20 protein-coding genes and 1 other annotated feature are annotated in these 21,770 nt (G+C 34.2%); all 20 genes read right to left on the bottom strand.

Annotated elements, in window-relative coordinates:
• Positions 1-64 precede the first annotated feature (64 nt).
• Positions 65-319 (bottom strand): ribosomal L7Ae/L30e/S12e/Gadd45 family protein, encoded by a 255-nt coding sequence (locus SAMSHR1132_RS02605; RefSeq protein ID WP_000031894.1) that lies wholly within the window; start codon positions 317-319, stop codon positions 65-67.
• Between the two features lie 136 nt (positions 320-455).
• Entirely contained in the window at positions 456-4,052 is a 3,597-nt protein-coding gene (gene rpoC, locus SAMSHR1132_RS02600) for a DNA-directed RNA polymerase subunit beta' (RefSeq protein WP_078377644.1), read from the bottom strand.
• 165 nt (positions 4,053-4,217) lie between these two features.
• A complete protein-coding gene (gene rpoB / locus SAMSHR1132_RS02595; protein ID WP_000918683.1) occupies positions 4,218-7,769 on the bottom strand; it encodes a DNA-directed RNA polymerase subunit beta in 3,552 nt (1,183 codons plus the stop codon).
• A gap of 214 nt (positions 7,770-7,983) precedes the next feature.
• Positions 7,984-8,592 (bottom strand): class I SAM-dependent methyltransferase, encoded by a 609-nt coding sequence (locus SAMSHR1132_RS02590; RefSeq protein WP_000020309.1) that lies wholly within the window; start codon positions 8,590-8,592, stop codon positions 7,984-7,986.
• Between the two features lie 187 nt (positions 8,593-8,779).
• On the bottom strand, positions 8,780-9,148 hold the full coding sequence (gene rplL, locus SAMSHR1132_RS02585) for a 50S ribosomal protein L7/L12 (RefSeq protein ID WP_001273586.1): 369 nt from the start codon (positions 9,146-9,148) through the stop codon (positions 8,780-8,782).
• Positions 9,149-9,191: 43 nt separating this feature from the next.
• Positions 9,192-9,692 carry a 50S ribosomal protein L10 gene (rplJ, locus tag SAMSHR1132_RS02580; RefSeq protein ID WP_001273087.1) on the bottom strand — a complete coding sequence of 167 codons (501 nt, stop codon included), beginning with the start codon at positions 9,690-9,692 and terminating at the stop codon, positions 9,192-9,194.
• 37 nt (positions 9,693-9,729) lie between these two features.
• Positions 9,730-9,876, bottom strand: a sequence feature (ribosomal protein L10 leader region).
• An 87-nt stretch (positions 9,877-9,963) separates the two neighbouring features.
• Positions 9,964-10,656 carry a 50S ribosomal protein L1 gene (gene rplA / locus SAMSHR1132_RS02575; RefSeq protein ID WP_001074615.1) on the bottom strand — a complete coding sequence of 231 codons (693 nt, stop codon included), beginning with the start codon at positions 10,654-10,656 and terminating at the stop codon, positions 9,964-9,966.
• 207 nt (positions 10,657-10,863) lie between these two features.
• Entirely contained in the window at positions 10,864-11,286 is a 423-nt protein-coding gene (rplK, locus tag SAMSHR1132_RS02570; protein ID WP_001085792.1) for a 50S ribosomal protein L11, read from the bottom strand.
• A gap of 180 nt (positions 11,287-11,466) precedes the next feature.
• Positions 11,467-12,015, bottom strand: coding sequence for a transcription termination/antitermination protein NusG (gene nusG, locus SAMSHR1132_RS02565; protein WP_001288299.1), 549 nt, complete (start codon positions 12,013-12,015; stop codon positions 11,467-11,469).
• Between the two features lie 12 nt (positions 12,016-12,027).
• Positions 12,028-12,210, bottom strand: a complete 183-nt coding sequence (secE, locus tag SAMSHR1132_RS02560) for a preprotein translocase subunit SecE (RefSeq protein WP_001074473.1) — start codon at positions 12,208-12,210, stop codon at positions 12,028-12,030.
• 55 nt (positions 12,211-12,265) lie between these two features.
• Positions 12,266-12,409: a 50S ribosomal protein L33 gene (gene rpmG / locus SAMSHR1132_RS13705; protein WP_014373786.1), complete on the bottom strand. Its 144-nt coding sequence runs from the start codon at positions 12,407-12,409 to the stop codon at positions 12,266-12,268.
• A 115-nt stretch (positions 12,410-12,524) separates the two neighbouring features.
• Positions 12,525-13,094: a sigma-70 family RNA polymerase sigma factor gene (locus SAMSHR1132_RS02555; RefSeq protein ID WP_000817291.1), complete on the bottom strand. Its 570-nt coding sequence runs from the start codon at positions 13,092-13,094 to the stop codon at positions 12,525-12,527.
• An 80-nt stretch (positions 13,095-13,174) separates the two neighbouring features.
• Positions 13,175-13,699 carry an NYN domain-containing protein gene (locus SAMSHR1132_RS02550; RefSeq protein WP_000664733.1) on the bottom strand — a complete coding sequence of 175 codons (525 nt, stop codon included), beginning with the start codon at positions 13,697-13,699 and terminating at the stop codon, positions 13,175-13,177.
• Positions 13,699-14,445: a 23S rRNA (guanosine(2251)-2'-O)-methyltransferase RlmB gene (gene rlmB / locus SAMSHR1132_RS02545; RefSeq protein WP_000390335.1), complete on the bottom strand. Its 747-nt coding sequence runs from the start codon at positions 14,443-14,445 to the stop codon at positions 13,699-13,701. The genes SAMSHR1132_RS02550 and rlmB overlap by 1 nt, the downstream gene beginning before the upstream one ends.
• A 7-nt stretch (positions 14,446-14,452) precedes the next feature.
• On the bottom strand, positions 14,453-14,857 hold the full coding sequence (locus SAMSHR1132_RS02540) for a Mini-ribonuclease 3 (protein WP_000370188.1): 405 nt from the start codon (positions 14,855-14,857) through the stop codon (positions 14,453-14,455).
• Positions 14,850-16,250, bottom strand: coding sequence for a cysteine--tRNA ligase (gene cysS / locus SAMSHR1132_RS02535; protein ID WP_000631959.1), 1,401 nt, complete (start codon positions 16,248-16,250; stop codon positions 14,850-14,852). Before cysS ends, SAMSHR1132_RS02540 begins: the two co-directional genes overlap by 8 nt.
• Entirely contained in the window at positions 16,234-16,881 is a 648-nt protein-coding gene (gene cysE / locus SAMSHR1132_RS02530) for a serine O-acetyltransferase (RefSeq protein ID WP_014373785.1), read from the bottom strand. The genes cysS and cysE overlap by 17 nt, the downstream gene beginning before the upstream one ends.
• Positions 16,882-17,297: 416 nt before the next feature.
• Complete coding sequence (gene gltX / locus SAMSHR1132_RS02525; protein WP_001283783.1) at positions 17,298-18,752, bottom strand: glutamate--tRNA ligase; 1,455 nt, start codon at positions 18,750-18,752, stop codon at positions 17,298-17,300.
• A 489-nt stretch (positions 18,753-19,241) separates the two neighbouring features.
• Positions 19,242-20,315: a PIN/TRAM domain-containing protein gene (locus SAMSHR1132_RS02520; RefSeq protein WP_001028364.1), complete on the bottom strand. Its 1,074-nt coding sequence runs from the start codon at positions 20,313-20,315 to the stop codon at positions 19,242-19,244.
• Positions 20,316-20,339: 24 nt separating this feature from the next.
• A complete protein-coding gene (radA, locus tag SAMSHR1132_RS02515) occupies positions 20,340-21,704 on the bottom strand; it encodes a DNA repair protein RadA (protein WP_001085214.1) in 1,365 nt (454 codons plus the stop codon).
• Positions 21,705-21,770: the final 66 nt, after the last annotated feature.

Raw genomic sequence — 21,770 nt, 5'->3', positions numbered from 1 at the left:
ACACATCCAGGTGGTTCATTTTTAAGTTAAATAAAATTTAGTAAGTAAAGATACTTACTAATTCTCATTTAATCAATGCAACAATTGTCGCATTGACATTAATACCTACATATTTGCCTAAAGCATGCTTGCTTTCGAAAAATGATACAGGTATATTTTTCTGATTGATTTGGCTTAACACGCGAGTCATTAAATATACTTCTACGTCTTTAGCAATAATCAAAGATGTAACTTGATCCTTCTTTAACGCTTTAAGCGTTTCTTTAAGACCAACTACAAAATGTTGTTTGTTAAAGCGTGCAACTTTTTCCTTAGACAATAACTTATCCTCCAAAGTTCTGCTTGCATCAACTTTTAATATATTAACATTGAACAACAGAATTCGTCAACATTAAATCAAATAATTTACATAAAAATAACAAGAGGCTAACGAATTAGCCTCTGTTATATAAATGTTATTCAGTCACTTCTGTTTGAGTTTCAACTTCAGCAACTGGTTTAGCAGTCTTTTCGTATTTAACGTCACTATAACGTCTCATACCAGTACCTGCTGGAATTAATTTACCAATAATTACGTTTTCTTTAAGACCTAGTAAGTCATCACGTTTACCTTTAATCGCTGCATCTGTAAGTACTCTAGTTGTTTCTTGGAATGATGCTGCAGATAAGAAACTTTCTGTTTCAAGTGATGCTTTCGTAATACCTAGTAATACTGGTTTAGCTGTTGCTGGACGCTTACGGTGTTTAAATGCTTCTCTGTTTGCATCTGTAAAGTTATGAATATCTACTAATGAACCTGGTAATAACTTCGTATCACCTGCTTCAATAATTCTTACTTTACGTAACATTTGTCTAACCATAACCTCGACGTGTTTGTCGTCGATTTCTACCCCTTGCATACGGTAAACTTTTTGTACTTCTTTTAATAAGTAGCTTTCAGTAGCATTTAATCCAGCAACTGATAAGTAATTCTTAGGTTCAATAGAACCTTCAGTTAATACTTCACCACGTTGTACTGGTTGACCGATTTCTACAATAATTCTTGAAGTACCTGAAGCTAGGTATGATCTTGTTTCATTAGCACCTTTTACAACAATTTCTTGTTGTCTATCTTTTGCTAATTTAATATCTTCAACTACCCCTTCGATTTCCGTAATCACTGCTTGACCTTTAGGGTTACGTGCTTCGAAAATTTCTTGGATACGAGGAAGACCTTGAGTGATATCGCTACCGGCTACCCCACCTGTATGGAATGTACGCATTGTAAGCTGCGTACCTGGTTCACCAATTGATTGTGCAGCGATTGTACCAACTGCTTCACCAACTTCAACCTTTTCACCAGTCGCAAGGTTTTTACCGTAACATTTTTCACAAACACCGTGTCTCGCATTACATGTAAAGGCTGAACGGATATACATTTGTTCGATGCCAGCATCTGTAATTTTCTTAGCGATTTCAGGTGTAATTAATTCGTCAGGACGAATGATTACTTCATCAGTTTCAGGATGACGAATTGTTTCTTTAGAATAACGACCTTCGATACGTTCGATAAATGGCTCAATCATTTCTGTACCTTCTTTAATATCAGAAACTAATAAACCTCTATCTGTACCACAGTCTTCTTCACGAACAATAACATCTTGTGCCACGTCAACAAGACGACGAGTAAGATATCCTGAGTCAGCTGTTTTAAGTGCTGTATCGGCAAGACCTTTACGCGCACCGTGAGTTGAGATGAAGTACTCAAGTACTGTTAAACCTTCACGGAATGAAGATGTAATTGGTAACTCGATAATTTTACCTGATGGCGCAGCCATTAAACCACGCATACCAGCTAATTGTGTAAAGTTAGAAGCGTTACCACGGGCACCTGAATCACTCATCATGAAGATTGGGTTTGTTTTATCAAGTGATTGCATCAATTCACCTTGTATTTGATCTTTTGCATCTGTCCAAATTTCAACAACTGCATTATATCTTTCTTCTTCAGTGATTAAACCACGATTGAATTGTTTTGTAATTCTGTCGACTAGTTTTTCATGTTCATCAAGGATTTGTTGCTTATCAGGTAATACAACGATATCAGCAACACCTACTGTAATACCAGCTTTAGATGAGAATTTGAAACCTAAGTCTTTCATACGGTCTAACATCATTGATGTATCAGTGATACTAAATCTATTGAATACTTCGGCAATGATATTACCTAAGAATTTTTTATTGAATGGTTCAATTAACTCTTCTTTGTCAAAGTATTCTTTTAAGCCACCTTCTCCTAATGTCGTAGGATCGATGAAATATCTATCAGGTGTTTTTCTTTCTAAGTTTTCTTGCGTAGGTTCATTTATATAAGCGAATGAATCTGGAATAATTTCATTGAAAATAATTTTACCTACTGAAGTAGCAAGAATCTTTTTGTTTTGTTCTTCAGTAAATGTAGGATTGTTAAATGAGCTTGCATGTACACCAATTCTTGTGTGTAAATGAACAAATCCATTTGCATATGCTTTTAATACTTCATTTGTATTATTAAAGATTGCACCTGTATTTACTGCATCTTTTCTTTCTAAAGTAAGGTAATAGTTACCAAGTACCATATCCTGAGATGGTGTTACTACTGGTTTACCATCTTTAGGATTCAAGATGTTTTGTGCAGCTAACATTAACATTCTTGCTTCAGCTTGAGCTTCTTTTGATAACGGAACGTGAACAGCCATTTGGTCACCATCAAAGTCAGCATTATAAGCTGTTGTTACAAGTGGATGAAGACGAATTGCACGACCTTCAACTAATGTCGGTTCAAATGCTTGAATACCTAATCTGTGAAGTGTTGGCGCACGGTTAAGTAAAACTGGGTGTTCTCTAATCACTTCTTCTAAAACATCCCATACTTCGTCATCCATGCGTTCGATTTTACTCTTAGCATTTTTAATGTTAGTAGCAATTTCACGTTGAACTAATTCTTTCATAACAAAAGGTTTAAATAGCTCAAGTGCCATTTCTTTAGGTAAACCACATTGATACATTTTTAAGCTTGGACCTACAGCGATAACCGAACGACCTGAATAGTCAACACGCTTACCAAGTAAGTTTTGACGGAAACGACCTTGTTTACCTTTTAACATATGTGATAAAGATTTCAACGGACGGTTACCTGGACCAGTAACTGGACGTCCACGACGACCATTGTCAATTAAAGCATCAACTGCTTCTTGTAACATACGTTTTTCATTTTGAACGATAATACCAGGTGCACCTAAATCTAATAAACGTTTTAAACGATTATTTCGGTTTATTACACGACGGTATAAATCATTTAAGTCACTTGTTGCGAAACGTCCTCCATCTAATTGAACCATTGGACGAATTTCTGGCGGGATGATTGGAAGTACGTCTAAAATCATCCATGAAGGTTTATTACCTGAGTTACGGAATGATTCAACAACTTCTAAACGTTTAATTGCACGAGTAAGTCTTTGTCCAGTAGCTGATTCTAACTCGTCACGCAATAATTTAAGTTCTTCGTCTAGATCAATCTCTTCAAGTAAATCTTTGATACCTTCTGCACCCATTTTAGCAACAAATTGACCAGGGTATTTATCATAGTATTCTCTGAATTCAGCTTCAGATAATAAAGTTTTCTTTTCTAAGCCAGTTGGACCTGGATCTACAACAACATAAGAAGCAAAGTAAATAACTTCTTCTAATGCTCTTGGTGACATATCAAGCAACAATCCCATACGACTTGGAATCCCTTTGAAATACCAAATGTGTGAAACTGGAGCAGCAAGTTCAATGTGTCCCATTCTTTCACGACGTACTTTAGATTTAGTTACTTCAACACCACATCTGTCACAGACCATGCCTTTGTAGCGAACACGTTTGTATTTACCACAACTACATTCCCAGTCTTTTGTAGGTCCGAAAATTCTTTCACAGAATAGACCATCTTTTTCAGGTTTTAATGTACGGTAGTTGATTGTTTCAGGTTTTTTAACCTCACCAAATGACCATGAGCGGATTTTTTCAGGTGAAGCTAAGCCTATTTTCATATAATGGAAATTATTTACATCAATCAAGGAGCCTACCTCCTTCAATTTAGATTAGCTGTGCTATTTGATTGATTTGCATTTATTTAAAATGGCTAAAAGTACTAAACTGAATCATTTATATTATTCAGTTTAGTATCTTTGTTGCCGAATTTTGTAAATTGCGTATTAATCAGTAACTTCTTTTTGTGTTTCAGGAGCATCGTTTTGTTGTAAATCTACTTTACGTTCTACAACATCATCGTCGTCAACGTCTGTCATTTCGATTTCATTATCTTGTTCATCCATAACTTTTACATCTAATCCTAAACTTTGTAATTCTTTCATCAATACTCGGAATGATTCTGGAACACTTGGTCTAGAGATATTTTCACCTTTAACAATAGCTTCGTATGTTTTCACACGTCCTACTGTATCATCAGATTTATAAGTTAAGATTTCTTGTAATGTGTATGCAGCACCATATGCCTCAAGTGCCCATACCTCCATCTCACCGAAACGTTGTCCACCGAATTGTGCTTTACCACCAAGTGGTTGTTGTGTAACTAATGAGTATGGTCCTGTTGAACGTGCATGTAATTTATCATCAACCATGTGCGCAAGTTTCAACATGTACATAACACCTACTGAAATACGATTGTCAAAAGGCTCACCTGTACGTCCATCATAAAGTACAGTTTTACCATCACGAGCCATACCAGCTTCTTCAATCGTTGACCATACGTCGTCATCGTTGGCACCATCGAATACAGGTGATGCAACATGAATACCAAGATTTTTAGCAGCCATACCTAAGTGTAGCTCTAATACTTGTCCGATATTCATACGAGATGGTACACCAAGTGGGTTTAACATGATATCAATTGGACGCCCATCTGGTAAGTAAGGCATGTCTTCTTCAGGAACAATCTTAGAGATTACACCTTTGTTACCATGTCGACCACACATTTTGTCACCAACATGAATTTTACGTTTTTGAACGATGTATACGCGTACTAATTGGTTTACACCAGGTGATAACGTATCATCACCCTCTTCACGATTAAACACTTTTACATCAAGAACGATACCACCAGCACCGTGAGGAACACGTAATGAAGTATCTCTAACTTCACGTGCTTTTTCACCAAAGATTGCATGTAGTAATCTTTCTTCAGCAGTTAATTCAGTCACACCTTTAGGCGTTACTTTACCAACTAAAATATCTCCATCTTTAACTTCTGCACCAACATAAACGATACCACGATCATCCAAGTTTTTAAGTGCACTTTCAGAAACATTAGGAATATCTCTTGTGATTTCTTCAGGTCCTAACTTAGTGTCACGAGCTTCTGATTCATATTCTTCGATATGAATAGATGTATATACATCATCTTTTACAAGTCTTTCACTCATGATTACGGCATCCTCATAGTTATAACCATCCCAAGTCATGAAACCGATAACAACGTTTCTTCCTAATGCCATTTCACCTAATTCCATAGATGGGCCATCTGCTAAGATTTCGTTGTACTCAACAACATCTCCAACAGCAACGATTGGACGTTGGTTGTAACATGTACCTGAGTTTGAACGTTTAAATTTAGCCAAAGGATAACGATCTAATTCACCTTCATGTTCAACGCCATTTTCTTCAACAAGACGACGTACAAGGATTTCATTAGATTCAACATGTTCGACACGGCCTCTATGCTTAGCTGTAATAGCTGCACCAGAGTCACGTGCTGCAACGTGTTCCATACCAGTACCAACAAAAGGTGCTTCTGGATTCATCAAAGGTACTGCTTGACGTTGCATGTTCGCACCCATCAATGCACGGTTAGAGTCATCGTTTTCTAAGAATGGAATACATGCAGTCGCTGCTGAAACTACCTGTTTAGGAGATACATCCATGTAATCCATTTTTTCTTTAGCCATAACTGTATTGTTACCACGGAAACGACAAACTACTTCATCATCCATGAAACGACCATTTTCATCTAATTTAGAGTTCGCTTGTGCTACCACATAGCTATCTTCTTCGTCAGCAGTTAAATAGTCAATTTGATCAGTAATTGCATGCGTATCTAAGTCTACTTTACGGTATGGTGTTTCAATGAATCCAAATTCATTTACACGTGCGTAACTAGACAATGAGTTAATTAAACCAATGTTTGGTCCCTCAGGTGTTTCAATTGGACACATACGACCATAGTGAGAATAGTGAACGTCACGTACTTCCATTTGAGCACGTTCACGTGTTAAACCACCCGGTCCTAAAGCTGATAGACGACGTTTATGCGTTAACTCAGCTAATGGGTTAGCTTGGTCCATGAATTGTGATAATTGAGAGCTACCAAAGAATTCTTTAATAGATGCAATTACAGGACGAATATTAATTAATTGTTGAGGTGTGATAGATTCTGTGTCTTGAATTGACATTCTTTCACGTACAACTCTTTCCATTCTTGATAAACCGATACGGAATTGGTTTTGTAATAATTCCCCAACTGAACGTAATCGACGGTTACCTAAATGGTCGATATCATCTGTATATCCAATACCACTTAATAAGTTAAAGAAATAACTCATTGAAGCGATAATATCTGCTGGCGTAATACATTTAACTTCCGAATCAGGGAAAGCATTACCAATAACTGTTGTAGTACGACCTTCATCATCATTAGGTACATAAACTTTGATAGATTGAATTTCAACAGGTTCATCAATAACACTACCATGTAATTCAAACACTTCACTGTTTGCGTTTGATTCAAGAACATCCATGATTTCATCTAGTTTGCGACGATCAAGTACCGTACCTTCTTCAACAACAATTTCTCCAGTTTCAGTATTAACAATTGGCTCAGCTAATTTTTGATTGAACAAACGATGTTTTAAATGTAATTTTTTGTTTGTTTTATAACGACCTACGCTTGCTAAATCATAGCGTTTTGGGTCGAAGAAACGTGAATACAATAGACTCTTAGCATTTTCAACCGTTGGTGGTTCACCTGGACGTAAACGTTCATAGATTTCTAATAACGCTTGTTCAGTGTTTTCAGTGCTATCTTTCTCTAAAGTATTACGTAAATATTCATTGTCACCTAAAAGGTCAACAATTTCTTGATCACTTGAAAAACCTAATGCACGTAATAATACTGTTAAAGGTAATTTACGTGTTCTATCGATACGAACATAGACTACATCTTTTGCGTCTGTTTCATATTCTAACCATGCACCACGGTTAGGAATTATTGTTGCATCATAGTTTTCGCGACCATTTTTGTCGATTTTTTCATTAAAATAAACGGATGGTGAACGAACTAATTGAGATACGATTACACGTTCAGCACCATTGATTACGAACGTACCAGTATCAGTCATTAATGGGAAATCACCCATGAAAACTTCTTGCTCTTTAACTTCACCAGTTTCTTTAATTATTAGACGCACTTTTACACGAAGAGGTGCAGCATAAGTAGCGTCACGGTTTTTAGATTCTTCTAAATCATATTTTGGTTCTCCTAAACGGTAATCCACAAATTCTAATGATAAATTACCAGTAAAGTCTTCAATTGGCGAAATGTCTCTAAACATTTCGATTAAACCTTCTCTAAGGAACCACTCGTAAGATTTAGTTTGAATTTCTATTAAGTTTGGTAATTCTAATACTTCTGAAATTCTCGCGTAGTTTCTACGTTTACGATGTCTTCCATATTGGACAACTTGACCTGCCAAACAGATTCACCCCTCAAAAATTATGTGATCCGCTTTTAGCTAAATAACATAAGCATATTAATAAAAAGACAAAAAGAAAACGGCAACACTAATGATGACACCATTTTCGATTCTATATTCATTCCTAATTAACTTATCTATTTAACGTAAAAGTACACACTTATTGAACATAAATTTTTACATTATATAACTATAACAGAATATCGAATTCTTTTCAAGCTTTTATACTTCTTAGAATATAATATCCTTTATCTTTATTCAGTACCTCTACATTTCCAAAAAGTGCTTCCATTTTTTTCTTTGCAGATGGCATGCCTTGTTTTTTTTGTATCACAACAAATAGTTCTCCATTTGCATCCAATTTATAAAATGCTTGTTCGAAAATACGATGTACAGTCTCTTTACCTGCCCTTATCGGTGGATTAGTCAATACAAAGTCTAAACTTTCATTTTCTACCGCAGTTAAAGCATTACTTTCTTTTACAATCACATTCTCAATATCATTTAATTTTTTGTTTTTTTCAACTAAAGTAAGTGCCCTGTGATTTACATCAAGCATAGTAATCGTATGGTGTGGAGATACTTTTGCAATCATCAAACCTATAGGACCATATCCACAACCAACATCAGCTATTCTTTTGCTTGGTCCAGGCGGGTGCGCTTTTAAAAAAGTTTTAATGAGAACGTCTGAGCCGTAGTCTACTCGATCTTTTGAAAAAACGCCATTGTCAGTAATTAAATGGATAAGATGATGATTCACTTGATATTGGATTTGTTGTTCATTGCTACTTACACTCGGATCTTCATCATAGTAATGACTCATTATTCCACCTCATCTTCATTTTGTAACTCGTCATTATTATAACATTACATTACGTGTTTACATGAATAAAACCCCGTTATCAAAATAACGGGGTTTTAATTTCTCAAAGAATCATTTCATTATAACAATCATCCACATTGGCTATGGTTGTTATAAAACTTTGACTATTAAGTTTAAGATACTAGAATTATTTTAATTCTACAGTAGCTCCAACTTCTTCTAATTGTTCTTTAAGTTTTTCAGCTTCTTCTTTAGGTAAAGCTTCTTTGATTACTTTAGGAGCTCCGTCTACTAATTCTTTAGCATCTTTTAATCCTAAGCCAGTTGCTTCTTTAACAGCTTTAACAACTTTGATTTTAGATGAACCAGCTGAAGTTAACTCAACGTCAAATTCAGTTTTTTCAGCTGCAGCGTCAGCGCCACCAGCTGCACCTGCTACTGCTACTGGAGCAGCTGCAGTTACACCAAATTCTTCTTCAATTGCTTTTACTAAGTCGTTTAATTCTAATACTGACATTTCTTTAATCGCTTCAATGATTTGTTCATGATTAGCCATTTTATAATTCCTCCATTATTTTTAAGTTTTTTTACGCTAAAAATTATTCAGCGCTTTCTTCTTTTTGTTCTCCAATAGCTTTAACCGCATAAGCGAAGTTGCGTACAGGAGCTTGTAATACTGATAAAAGCATAGATACAAGACCATCGTGTGAAGGTAATGAACCAACAGTTTTAACTTCTTCTGCTGTAATAACATTGCCTTCCATAACGCCTGATTTAATTTCTAATGCTTCATGATCTTTAGCAAATCCAGAAATTACTTTCGCTGCAGCTACAGCATCTTCACTAGAAGTTGCAATAGCAGTTGGACCTGTTAAGAATTCATCTAAGCCTTCGATACCAGCTTTTTCAGCTGCACGACGTACCATAGTGTTTTTGTACACTTTATACTCAACACCAGCTTCACGTAATTGTGAACGTAAGTCAGTAACTTCAGCTACTGTTAACCCACGATAGTCAACGATTACTGTTGAAACTGAATTTGATAGTACCTCAGCAATTTCATCAACTAATTGTTTTTTAGCTTCAATGATAGCAGACATTCAGACACCTCCATTTAAATTTTTGGTGCTTTTTTTAAAATTAATAAAAAAAGCACTTTCTACCTACGGCAAAAAGTGCTTGAAAGATCATTAATCATCACGTTCAAGTCAATTTTAGCCTCGGTAGGATAAATTTTAAGTTATAAATAACTCCTACTGTCTTAGGTAAAATAATCACAATAAGTAATATAACTTGTAAACCACTCATTGTCAATATATTTTTACAGACTGAAAGTAATTTCTTTCAGCCTGTAATCATTTATCTCATTTATTATTTAAAACTTGCAGTATCAATTTTAACTCCAGGACCCATTGTTGTAGTTACAGCAACAGATTTGAAGTAAGTACCTTTAGCAGATGATGGTTTAGCTTTAGCTAATACATCTTGTAAAGTATTGAAGTTTTCGATTAATTGCTCATCAGTGAATGAAACTTTACCAATTGATGCATGTACGATACCAGCTTTTTCAGCGCGGTATTCTACTTTACCAGCTTTGATTTCTTCAACAGCTTTTTTAACATCCATTGTTACAGTTCCAGTTTTAGGGTTTGGCATTAAACCTTTAGGTCCTAATACACGACCTAATTTACCAACTTCACCCATCATGTCTGGTGTAGCAACTACTACATCGAAGTCAAACCAACCTTGTTGGATTTTTTGAACGTATTCTGCTTCACCTACGAAGTCAGCACCTGCTGCCTCAGCTTCAGCAATTTTGTCGCCTTTAGCGAATACTAATACACTTTGTGATTTACCAGTTCCGTTTGGTAGCACTACTGCACCACGGATTTGTTGGTCATTTTTACGTGTATCAATTCCTAAACGGAATGCAACTTCAACAGAAGCGTCAAAGTTAGCAATGCTTGTTTCTTTAGCTAATTTAATTGCTTCTTCAACACTGTAGTGCTGAGTACGGTCAACTTTACTAGCTGCTTCTTGATACTTTTTACCTTTTTTAGCCATTTATAGTTCCTCCTTTAGTGGTTTTAGCGGAATTTCCTCCCACATTACTTGCTTGATGCAAGTTAAGAGCAGACAACAGAAGAACTAATCTTATGAATAAATCAATCATTAATCTAGTCATACAGATTATATTTATAATTCATCATTATTATCTCTGTTATCTGCTTCATCGTTTAAATCTTTTAATCAAATTTAATATTCGAATTATTATTCTACAACGATACCCATACTACGTGCAGTACCTTCGATAATACGCATAGCTGCTTCTTCGTCTGCAGCGTTTAAGTCTTGCATTTTGCTGTTAGCAATTTCGCGTACTTGATCTTTAGTTACTGTAGCAACTTTAGTTTTGTTTGGTTCACCAGAACCTTTTTCAATACCAGCCGCTTTTTTAAGTAATACTGGAGCCGGTGGAGTTTTTGTAATGAATGTAAATGAACGATCTTCATAAACACTGATTTCTACCGGAATAATTAAACCTGCTTGATCTTGAGTACGTGCATTGAACTCTTTACAGAATCCCATGATGTTCACACCTGCTTGACCTAATGCTGGACCAACTGGTGGTGCTGGATTCGCTTTACCTGCAGGAATTTGTAATTTAACAACTTTATCTACTTTTTTAGCCACGATGTGCACCTCCTTGATATCGTGATGTGGTCACAGGGCTCAGTTTTGCCCTCCCACTCTTAACATTTCGTGACGAAATGGGCGCTCTAAAAGCGCGACCACATAATTTTAACACTTTTCTAATTAAAAAATCAATACTCTTTTTTATCTTTTGGTTAGTTTAATTACTTTAATATTAAATTAAAGCTTTTCAATTTGGTCAAATTCAACTTCAACTGGTGTTTCACGTCCAAACATATCTACTAAAACTGTTAACTTAAACTTATCTGTTTCAATTTCTTGAACTTCACCAACTTGATTTGCAAACGGACCAGATTTAATACGGACTTGTTCACCAACTTCGAGTTCTACATCGATTGTTTTTTCTTTAAGTCCCATTTGTTTTAGAATAAAACGTACTTCATCTGGCAATAATGGATTTGGTTTTGATCCTGCACCAGCAGATCCAACAAACCCAGTAACACCTGGCGTATTTCTAACTACATACCAAGATTCGTCCGTCATTATTAATTCCACTAAAACATAGCCAGGAAATGTTTTCTTAACCGTTGTTTTAGCTTTACCATCTTTTACTTGAGTTTCTTCTTCTTCCGGTATGACTACTCTAAAGATTTGTTCAGTCATATTCATAGATTCTACTCTTTTTTCTAAATTCTTTTTAACTTTGTTTTCATATCCAGAATATGTATGCACTGCATACCAACGCTTTGCGCCAACTTCTTCAGACATGTCTTCACTCCTCTAACCAAATAATAAATTTTTCAATGCTGTAATCCCTAAATCTAAGGCATAGAAAAAGACTAAGAAGAATATAACAGTAGAGACTACAATTACAGTATATTTAAATAGCTCTTCTTTCGTCGGCCAACTTGTTTTTTCCATTTCAGACTTAACGCCTTTAAAGAAACTTTCTTTTTTAGCCATCTGTTCAACCTCCAAATCCTTTGAACATATTTTCAAAGTATTATTTTGAATGTATTTATTTCGATTCTTTATGAATTGTGTGCGCGTTACATTTCGGACAATATTTCTTTAAAGTTAATCTTGTTGCCGAGCCTTCTTGCTTAGGAACATTGTAATTTCTATTGCCACAAACCTCACAATTTAAAGGTATTTTCCTCACAATACTTCACCTTTATTCATTATAATACCAGTATACTATACATAAAATTTATAACAAATGTCAAACTATCCAAGAACAATCGCGCGCTTATTTAACCCTTTTACTGTACTGAATTTTAATACATTTTAAAATGCTGTCTTATTTTACTTTTACACCGTTGAATTGCATTATAAATAGTTTTTTCTTTAACATTCATCAATTGGGCAATCTCTCTTGGTTTATATTGGTCGCATATAAAATACATTACTTCTTTTTCAAATGCACTTAAATATTTAAATTGACAAATCAACTCTCTGACATTCAGTTTATTTAAATAGTTTCTTTCAATGTCATGATACTTTAATGCACAAGGATATATAACTTTATATTCATTTACTAAACTATCCATTCTTCTAGAAGATGCTAAACACTTCCTTAGGTAATCGTATTTAACTGAAGTGATTAAACATTGAACATAATTCACGAATGGTTGCTCACCTTTAAAATCGAATGTTTTAGTTGCCCTATATATCTTTATTAGTATCTCTTGATATAAATCTTCCAAATCATGGTATTTAAAACCAAACCTTTTCATACGTCGAATGATTAATGGTTTCAAATCTGTAATTAACTTTTCAAATTCATTATCGTCAACTATATTGCTGTGTTTTCCAACATTATTATGTACTGATATACATCTTTTCAAAAATTAAACTAACCCCTTCTACCTTAAGATTATGGTTAGTTTAATACTGTTTCATTTAGATTTTCAAGGTGACAATAATCTTACTTTTTATGATGTCCTCGTCGAATTTTTTCGAATTCTGCAAGTATCTCAGAAGAAAGCGGAATTCTAGTTCTTGGCTTATTTTCACTAATATCATCTAACGATTTACTTACATCAATTTCATTTTCTTTCAAATCTCTCCACATTTCTCTTGAAGAAATTCGATATGCACCCGATCCGAAAATTGCATGTTGCTCACTCATATCACTAGTAACAACTGTAATGTGTTTTGTGTGCTTGTCATAAAGTTCATACACATATCTTTCAATGAAACTATCCGCAGTCTCTTTTTCCTTTGTGAAAATCGTTTTAACACCATGGTACATATATTCTCTCTCAATACCAGATTGTTCATAAGCATCGAAAACACAAATAATTTCATCTGAAATAACTGCATTATAGTTTGCAATTGCATCAATTAATTGTAACCGTGCTTCTTCCAAATTTTCTTTTGCAATAGCGCTTAATGTTGGTGATTGACCAATCATATTATACCCATCAATGATTAAGTAACGTTCCTTCATTATATTTCTCCAACGTCATGTCTTTTACGAAACACTTCGTACATCATTAAACTGGCTGCAACTGACGCATTTAGACTGTTTACATGTCCTACCATTGGTATTTTAATGTAGAAGTCACATTTATCACTTACTAGGCGGCTCATACCTTGCCCTTCACTACCAATGACAATTGCTAATGACATATCCGCTTCAAGATTTCTATAGTCCGTAGCATTATTTGCTTCTGTACCTGCTACCCAAAAACCATTTTCTTTAAGTTCATCAATTGTCTTAGCTAAATTTGTTACACGTATCACAGGAATATGTTCTATAGCGCCAGTTGATGCTTTAGCAACAGTTTGCGTCAAAGTAACTGATCGTCGTTTAGGTATAATCACACCATCAACACCTGTTGCATCTGCAGTTCTTAAAATTGATCCTAAATTGTGTGGATCTTCTAATCCATCTAATATAAGTACTGTCGATAAACCATCTTTTTCTTTTTGCTGTTTTAAAAATTGTCCAAAATCTGCATATTCATATGGTGCAATGAGGGCTGCTACACCCTGGTGAGGTGCATTTGCTAAAAAATCTAATTTAGATTTTGGCACTGTTTGGACAATGATTTTTTGATCTTTCGCATTTTTTAAAATTTCATTGATTTGTTGTTTTTTTATACCTTCTTGAATCAATATTTTATTTATAGGGTGTCCAGTAATAATTGCTTCTCTGACAGCATGCCTACCAACAATAACTGTATCTTCCATGTCGCCACTACCTTTCATTAACTATGGTTATAATTTTATTTAATAATGCTTCTAATCGTTCTTCTCTCTTATCCAAATAAAGGAAACCGATAACAGCTTCCAATGCAGAACTTTTACGATAAGTTTGAACATCGGTATTCTTTGCTTTAGTATGACTTTTCGCATTACGTCCTCGCTTTAAAATCGCCATTTCTTCTTCTGTAAACCATTTATGTTCAATTAGAAGTTCTAGCGTCTGAGCTTGGCTTTTTGCAGATACATATTTTTTTGACATTTGATGTAATTTATTCGGCTTACTTTTAAGTTTCATAACAATATAGTTACGTACATATTGATCTAAAACTGCGTCTCCCATATATGCTAGAGTTAATGGATTTAATAACTTTATTTGATAATCTTGTTGGTTATCCACGTTTAAATCTAACCCCTTGAGGTGTGTCTTCTAAAATAATATTTTGCTCTTTCAACATATCTCGGATTTCATCAGCTCTTGCAAAATCTTTATTTTTTCTTGCTTCATTACGTTCTTCGATTAGTTTTTCAACATCTTCATCTAATAATTCATCTGCATTTTTAGATTTCAAAGGAACGCCTAACACATCACTAAAAATTTGATACACCGCTTTAAATTTATCTATAACTTCCGTTGATGTCGTATTCTCAAGTACATATTTATTTGCTAATTTCGCTAAATCGTACCACGCTGTAATGGCATTAGCCGTATTAAAATCATCATTCATAACTGTTTCAAAACGATTTAAAATTGTATCAATTTGTTCAATATAAGATTGTTGATTTTCAATATTAGTAGCAATTTCTGCGCGCTCTTCGATTAACTGATAGCTATTACGAATACGCTCAAGTCCACTACGAGCTGATTCTACTAATTCTAAATTGTAATTAATCGGACTTCTATAATGTACACTGATCATAAAGAATCTTAGTACATCTGGATCTACTTCTTTAATAATGTCGTGTACTAATATAAAGTTCCCTAATGATTTACTCATTTTTTCATTATCAATATTAATAAAACCGTTATGCATCCAATAATTAGCAAATGGCGCATGATTATGTGCTTCAGATTGCGCAATTTCATTTTCATGATGTGGAAACTGTAAATCCGAACCACCTGCATGAATATCTATCGTTGCACCTAGTTCATGAAATGCCATAACTGAACATTCAATATGCCACCCTGGACGACCTTCGCCAAACGGGCTATCCCAGCTTATCTCACCTGGCTTAGCTTTTTTCCACAATGTAAAGTCCAATGCATCTTCCTTATATTCACCTGCATCTATACGCGCACCAACTTTTAAATCATCAATTGATTGATGACTTAATTTACCATAACCGTCAAATTTACGCGTTCTAAAGTAAACATCACCACCGCTTTCATAAGCATATCCTTGATCAACTAAATCTTTAATAAACTTGATAATGTCATCCATATGATCCATAACACGTGGATTCGATGTAGCTTTCTTAACATTTAAAGCACCAACATCTTCGTGAAATGCAGCAATGTATTTTTCTGCTATTTCAGGAACTGATTGGTTTAATTCTTGAGAACGTTTAATTAATTTATCGTCTATGTCCGTAAAGTTAGATACATATTCTACATCGTAACCTTGATATTCAAAGTAGCGTCTTACTACGTCATAGTTAATAGCTGGTCTCGCATTCCCTATGTGGATATAGTTATATACGGTCGGACCACACACATACATTTTTACTTTCCCTGGTTCTATTGGTTTGAACACTTCCTTTTGACGCGTAAGTGTATTATATAATGTAATCATCTTGAATCTCTCCATTCCTAGTCTTTTCAAGTTGTCGTTCTAAATGCTTAATTTGTTCATAAATTGGATCTGGTAGGTTACGGTGGTCGAATGTTTTGCCGACTCTAACACCATCTTGCTTAACAATATGTCCTGGTATACCAACGACTGTTGAATAACTTGGTACAGATTGTAAAACTACTGAATTTGCACCAATATTTACATTTGAATTTATTTTTATATTCCCTAAAACTTTAGCCCCTGCTGCGATTAAAACATTATCTCCGATATCCGGATGTCTTTTCCCTTTTTCTTTCCCTGTACCGCCAAGTGTAACGCCTTGATAAATTGTTACATTATCACCGATTGTGCATGTTTCACCAATCACTACGCCCATACCGTGATCAATAAATAGACGTTTACCAATTTTGGCTCCTGGATGAATTTCTATACCTGTAAAAAATCTTGAAATTTGAGATATTGCGCGTGCTGCAACATATTTTTTTTGATTGTATAATTTATGTGCAATCAAATGACTCCATACTGCATGTAACCCGGCATATGTTGTAATGATTTCTATTGTTGAACGTGCCGCTGGATCCTGCTCAAATACCATTTTTATGTCGTCTCTCATTCTTTTTAACAAGATCATTTCCTCCTCAATGATTGAACTACGTAAATATATAATTAACTTATCTTTAATTTAAATGATTAAAAAAACGCCACTAACATTCAATTTGTAATGTTAGAGGCGCTTCCGCACGGTTCCACTCTGAATTCAGTAAACGGCACCTTAAAAGATTAACAAAGTTGCAATGTTTGCAAACATCTTCTTTAAAATACCAATTACTCTCATTATATATTTAGTTAAGTATACGAAGGTGCATTCATTAATTTTACGTTGTACTCTCAGCAACCGTACACTCTCTGAATCGTAAAAATTTAATTACTAATCCTTCAACTTTATTAAAACTTTCAATCTTTATGTTGTAATTTGTTAATACAACTTTATCATAGGCGCTTACGTCTTAAAATTCAAGTATATGCTACTTCAATTTTATTTAATGCTTAAATGTACTGTTTTAGACGATTCAATACTTTTTCTTTACCAAGTACTTCAATAGTATTAGGTAATTCAGGTCCATGCATTTGACCAGTTACAGCAACACGAATAGGCATAAATAATTGTTTACCTTTAATACCTGTTTCTTTTTGAACTTCTTTAATTGTCTTTTTAATTTCTGCCGCTTCAAATGGTTCAAGCGCTTCTAGTTTACTATATAAGTGAGTCATTAATTCTGGAACTTGTTCGCCATCAATTACTTGTTGCTCTTCTTCACCTAACGCCGGCATTTCTTTAAAGAACATTTCTGATAAAGGTACAATTTCACCTGCATAGCTCATTTCTTTTTGATAAAGACCTATAAGCTTACGTCCCCATTCTAAATCTTCTTCAGATGGATTTTCAGGTATTAAATTTGCTTTAACTAAGTCTGGTAATGCTAATTGGAATACTGTTTCAGTATCTTTTTGTTTCATATATTGATTATTTACCCAAGCCAATTTTTGCTTATCGAAAAATGCTGGTGATTTTGATAAACGCTTTTCATCAAAGATTTTGATAAACTCATCTTTTGAGAAGATTTCTTCTTCGCCTTCTGGAGACCATCCTAATAACGCAATAAAATTAAATAATGCTTCTGGTAAATAGCCTAAATCACGATACTGCTCAATAAATTGTAAAATTTGTCCATCACGCTTACTTAACTTTTTACGTTCTTCATTTACAATTAAAGACATATGACCAAAACGAGGTGGTTCCCATCCAAATGCTTCATAAATCATGATTTGTTTAGGTGTATTAGAAATATGATCATCGCCACGAATGACATCTGAAATTTCCATATAGTGATCATCAATAGCTACCGCGAAGTTATATGTTGGTATTCCGTCTTTTTTAACGATTACCCAGTCTCCAATACCATTTGAATCAAATGAAATATTTCCTTTAACCATATCATCAAATGCAAAAGTTTGATTTTGAGGTACTCGGAAACGTATAGAAGGCTGACGTCCTTCAGCTTCAAATTGTTGACGTTGTTCTTCAGTCAAATGTGCATGCTGTCCGCCGTAACGAGGCATTTCACCACGTGCGATTTGAGCTTCACGTTCAGCTTCCAACTCTTCTTCAGTCATATAACATTTATAAGCTTTGTCTTCCGCTAATAATTGATCTATTAATGGTTGATAAATATGTTGACGCTCAGATTGACGGTATGGTCCGAATCCTTTATCTTTATCTACTGACTCATCCCAATCTAAACCTAACCATTTTAAATTATCAAATTGTGATGCTTCACCGTCTTCTAGGTTACGTTTTTTATCCGTATCTTCAATACGGATAACGAAATCTCCATTGTAATGTTTAGCAAATAAGTAATTAAATAACGCAGTTCTTGCGTTACCAATATGAAGGTATCCAGTTGGACTTGGTGCATATCTTACTCTTATGCGGTCACTCATTATATTCACTCCTATTTTCATAATCATGCATTTAATTTGTTCATTTGTTAGCTTCGACCGTAATAACAAATGTTCTTATAGTCTTATTGTTAAAATTTGAAACCACGCTTTTAACACGACTTTTAAAATAATTTCATTGTTATATCATAACATAATTTCCTAGGTAATACGCTTAAATTTTTAATAGAATCTTGGTGTTTTTCAACACTTTAAAAAAGCTATTCTTAAGAAACAAGACTACTTATCTTTTACATTTTAATTATCTTAAAATGTATGATTGTACTGCATAATCAATTTAAGACTTAACTGTTAAATCATGTCATCATTAATTCTGCTTTTTAATGTCTTAATTTCTATAAGAATAACTTTGATATTTTTTAAACAATCATATCACCAAATGTATGTTTTTCAGTGATATTTTAGCACTATTTATAAAGTTTGATAATTCATTTGCTTTAAGGTTATTAATATATGATAGTCAGCACCCTATTATAAAGTGACAGTATCATCTAATTTTTTAGCAAATACAATTCTTCCTGAAGATGTTTGCAATAGACTCACTACTTCTAAATGAACGTGACTTCCAATTAAATTTTTAGCATTATCAACAACAACCATCGTTCCATCATCTAAATATCCAACAGCTTGACCAGGTTCTTTGCCCATCTTTGTTAATAAAATATGTAGCTGATCTCCTTGATGTACATTTGGTTTAATTGCTTCTGATAGATCATTAACATTTAATGCTTTTATACCATGTACATGACAAACTTTATTCAAATTAAAATCTGTTGTAATAATGCTTGCGTGATATTGTTTGGCCAATTTTAATAACATCGTATCGATATCACTATGTGATTTAGTTGGATGTATAACTTTTGTTGGATAATCCAAGTCATACAATTCATTTAATATGTCCAACCCTCGTTTACCTTTCTCACGTTTGACACTATCATTTGAATCTGCAACAATTTGCAATTCATTAATCACACCTTGTGGAATTAATATATTGCCATCGATAAAACCGCAACGAATAACTTCTAAAATTCGTCCGTCAATAATTGCGCTTGTGTCGATAATTTTTGGTGTTGCACTTTTAGTGTGCTGAGACATAGAGCGTGCGATATTTTCAGGTAAAAACATTAACATTTCATCTCGTTTTTTAAGTCCGAATTGAAAACCAAAATAGCATAATAGTATGGTAATTATAACTGGAATGAAATGATTGAAAATTGAATTACCAATTGACTCTAAAATAAATGAAACCATGACAGATATAAGTAATCCAATGATTAATCCTATTGTAGCAAATAATATCTCGACAGCGCTTCTACGCATTATAAAATGTTCTAACCCTCTTATAGCATTTGCAAATCGTCTAATAAATATTCCAAAGACTAAGAAAATAAAAATACTTCCAATTATGCCATCAACATAATGATTTTTTAACAAATTTGAGTCTTGCAATCCAAGATCATTGGCAATTTCGGGAATAATAATAATTCCTAATGCACTCCCAATAATTAAGTAAATAATAATAACAATTAGTTTAACGATATTCACACAATGTCCTCCTTTCTAGATGTTTTATGAATGTAGAGCGAATGATAGTGCTTCATGTACAGAAGTTACGCCAATTACTTGAATCCCTTCTGGATATGTCCATCCGCCAATATTATTTTTAGGAATAATTGCACGTTTGAAGCCTAACTTTGCAGCTTCTTGTACGCGCTGCTCTATCCGAGATACGCGACGTACCTCACCCGTTAAACCAACTTCTCCAATGTAACAATCTAAACCATCAACTGCTTTATCTTTTAAGCTTGATGCGGTAGCCACAATTACACTTAAATCAACAGCTGGCTCTGTTAATTTCACACCACCTGCGACTTTGATATAAGCATCTTGTTGCTGTAATAAATAATTTTCTTTCTTTTCTAAAACAGCCATTAGTAAACTAAGTCGATTATGATCAATTCCCGTTGCCATTCTTCTCGGATTATTAAATGTTGTCGGTGTCACAAGCGCTTGTACTTCTATTAAAAGTGGTCTTGTACCTTCCATTGTTGCAACAATTGTAGACCCAGGAACATTTGTAGAACGTTCTTCTAAAAACATTTCAGACGGATTATTAACACCTTTTAATCCGCTTTGTTTCATTTCAAAAATACCCATTTCATTTGTAGAGCCAAAACGGTTTTTAACAGCACGTAAAATTCGATATGCATGATGTTCATCACCTTCAAAATAAAGCACTGTATCTACCATATGTTCCAATAATCTAGGACCTGCAATTTGACCTTCTTTCGTTACATGTCCAACAATAAAAGTTGCAATATTCATTTGTTTAGCAATGTTCATTAAACTTTGTGTACTTTCACGAACTTGTGAAACAGAGCCCGGTGCCGAACTAATTTCAGGGTGATAAATCGTTTGAATAGAATCAACTACTAGTAAGTCTGGTTGTTCTTCTTTAACTGTCTGATATATAACTTCTAAATCTGTTTCTGCTAATACTTGTAATTCACTAGAGTCTTCATCTAAACGCTCTGCTCGAAGTTTCGTTTGATTAAGGGATTCTTCCCCAGTAATATATAACACTTTTTTCTTTTGTGATAAAGAAGCACAAATTTGTAAAAGTAACGTTGACTTACCAATACCTGGATCTCCACCTATCAGGACCAGTGATCCGCTAACAATACCGCCACCTAATACGCGGTTGAATTCTGCAGAATCCGTTAATACTCTAGGTGTCGTTTCATGTTTAATACTATTTAATTTTTGTACTTTACCAGCTATTTCTTTTGTTTTTACTCCATGCTTTGGATTGGCAGCTTTTTCAACAATTTCCTCCATTTGATTCCAAGCACCACAATTGGGACATTTTCCCATCCATTTAGGAGATTGATAACCACAAGCCATACATTCAAAAATCACTTTTTTCTTGGCCAAAATTGCACCTCCACTTTCCTTTGAACAAATCTATTTTAAACGCACAACCTCATTATGACAAATTAA

The sequence above is a fragment of the Staphylococcus argenteus genome, assembly GCF_000236925.1.
GTDB lineage: Bacteria > Bacillota > Bacilli > Staphylococcales > Staphylococcaceae > Staphylococcus > Staphylococcus argenteus.
This window is presented reverse-complemented; position numbering and strand designations above follow the sequence as displayed.

Coding starts and splice junctions, on each gene's coding strand:
- rlmB (WP_000390335.1), bottom strand. CDS start 14,445: ATGGAAGATACAGTTATTGTTGGTAGGCATGCTGTCAGAGAAGCAATT.
- nusG (WP_001288299.1), bottom strand. CDS start 12,015: ATGTCTGAAGAAGTTGGCGCAAAGCGTTGGTATGCAGTGCATACATAT.
- rplJ (WP_001273087.1), bottom strand. CDS start 9,692: ATGTCTGCTATCATTGAAGCTAAAAAACAATTAGTTGATGAAATTGCT.
- SAMSHR1132_RS02590 (WP_000020309.1), bottom strand. CDS start 8,592: ATGAGTCATTACTATGATGAAGATCCGAGTGTAAGTAGCAATGAACAA.
- secE (WP_001074473.1), bottom strand. CDS start 12,210: ATGGCTAAAAAAGAAAGTTTCTTTAAAGGCGTTAAGTCTGAAATGGAA.
- rplL (WP_001273586.1), bottom strand. CDS start 9,148: ATGGCTAATCATGAACAAATCATTGAAGCGATTAAAGAAATGTCAGTA.
- cysE (WP_014373785.1), bottom strand. CDS start 16,881: ATGATCTTGTTAAAAAGAATGAGAGACGACATAAAAATGGTATTTGAG.
- cysS (WP_000631959.1), bottom strand. CDS start 16,250: ATGATTACATTATATAATACACTTACGCGTCAAAAGGAAGTGTTCAAA.
- gltX (WP_001283783.1), bottom strand. CDS start 18,752: ATGAGTGACCGCATAAGAGTAAGATATGCACCAAGTCCAACTGGATAC.
- rpoC (WP_078377644.1), bottom strand. CDS start 4,052: ATGAAAATAGGCTTAGCTTCACCTGAAAAAATCCGCTCATGGTCATTT.
- rplA (WP_001074615.1), bottom strand. CDS start 10,656: ATGGCTAAAAAAGGTAAAAAGTATCAAGAAGCAGCTAGTAAAGTTGAC.
- SAMSHR1132_RS02550 (WP_000664733.1), bottom strand. CDS start 13,699: ATGAAGGAACGTTACTTAATCATTGATGGGTATAATATGATTGGTCAA.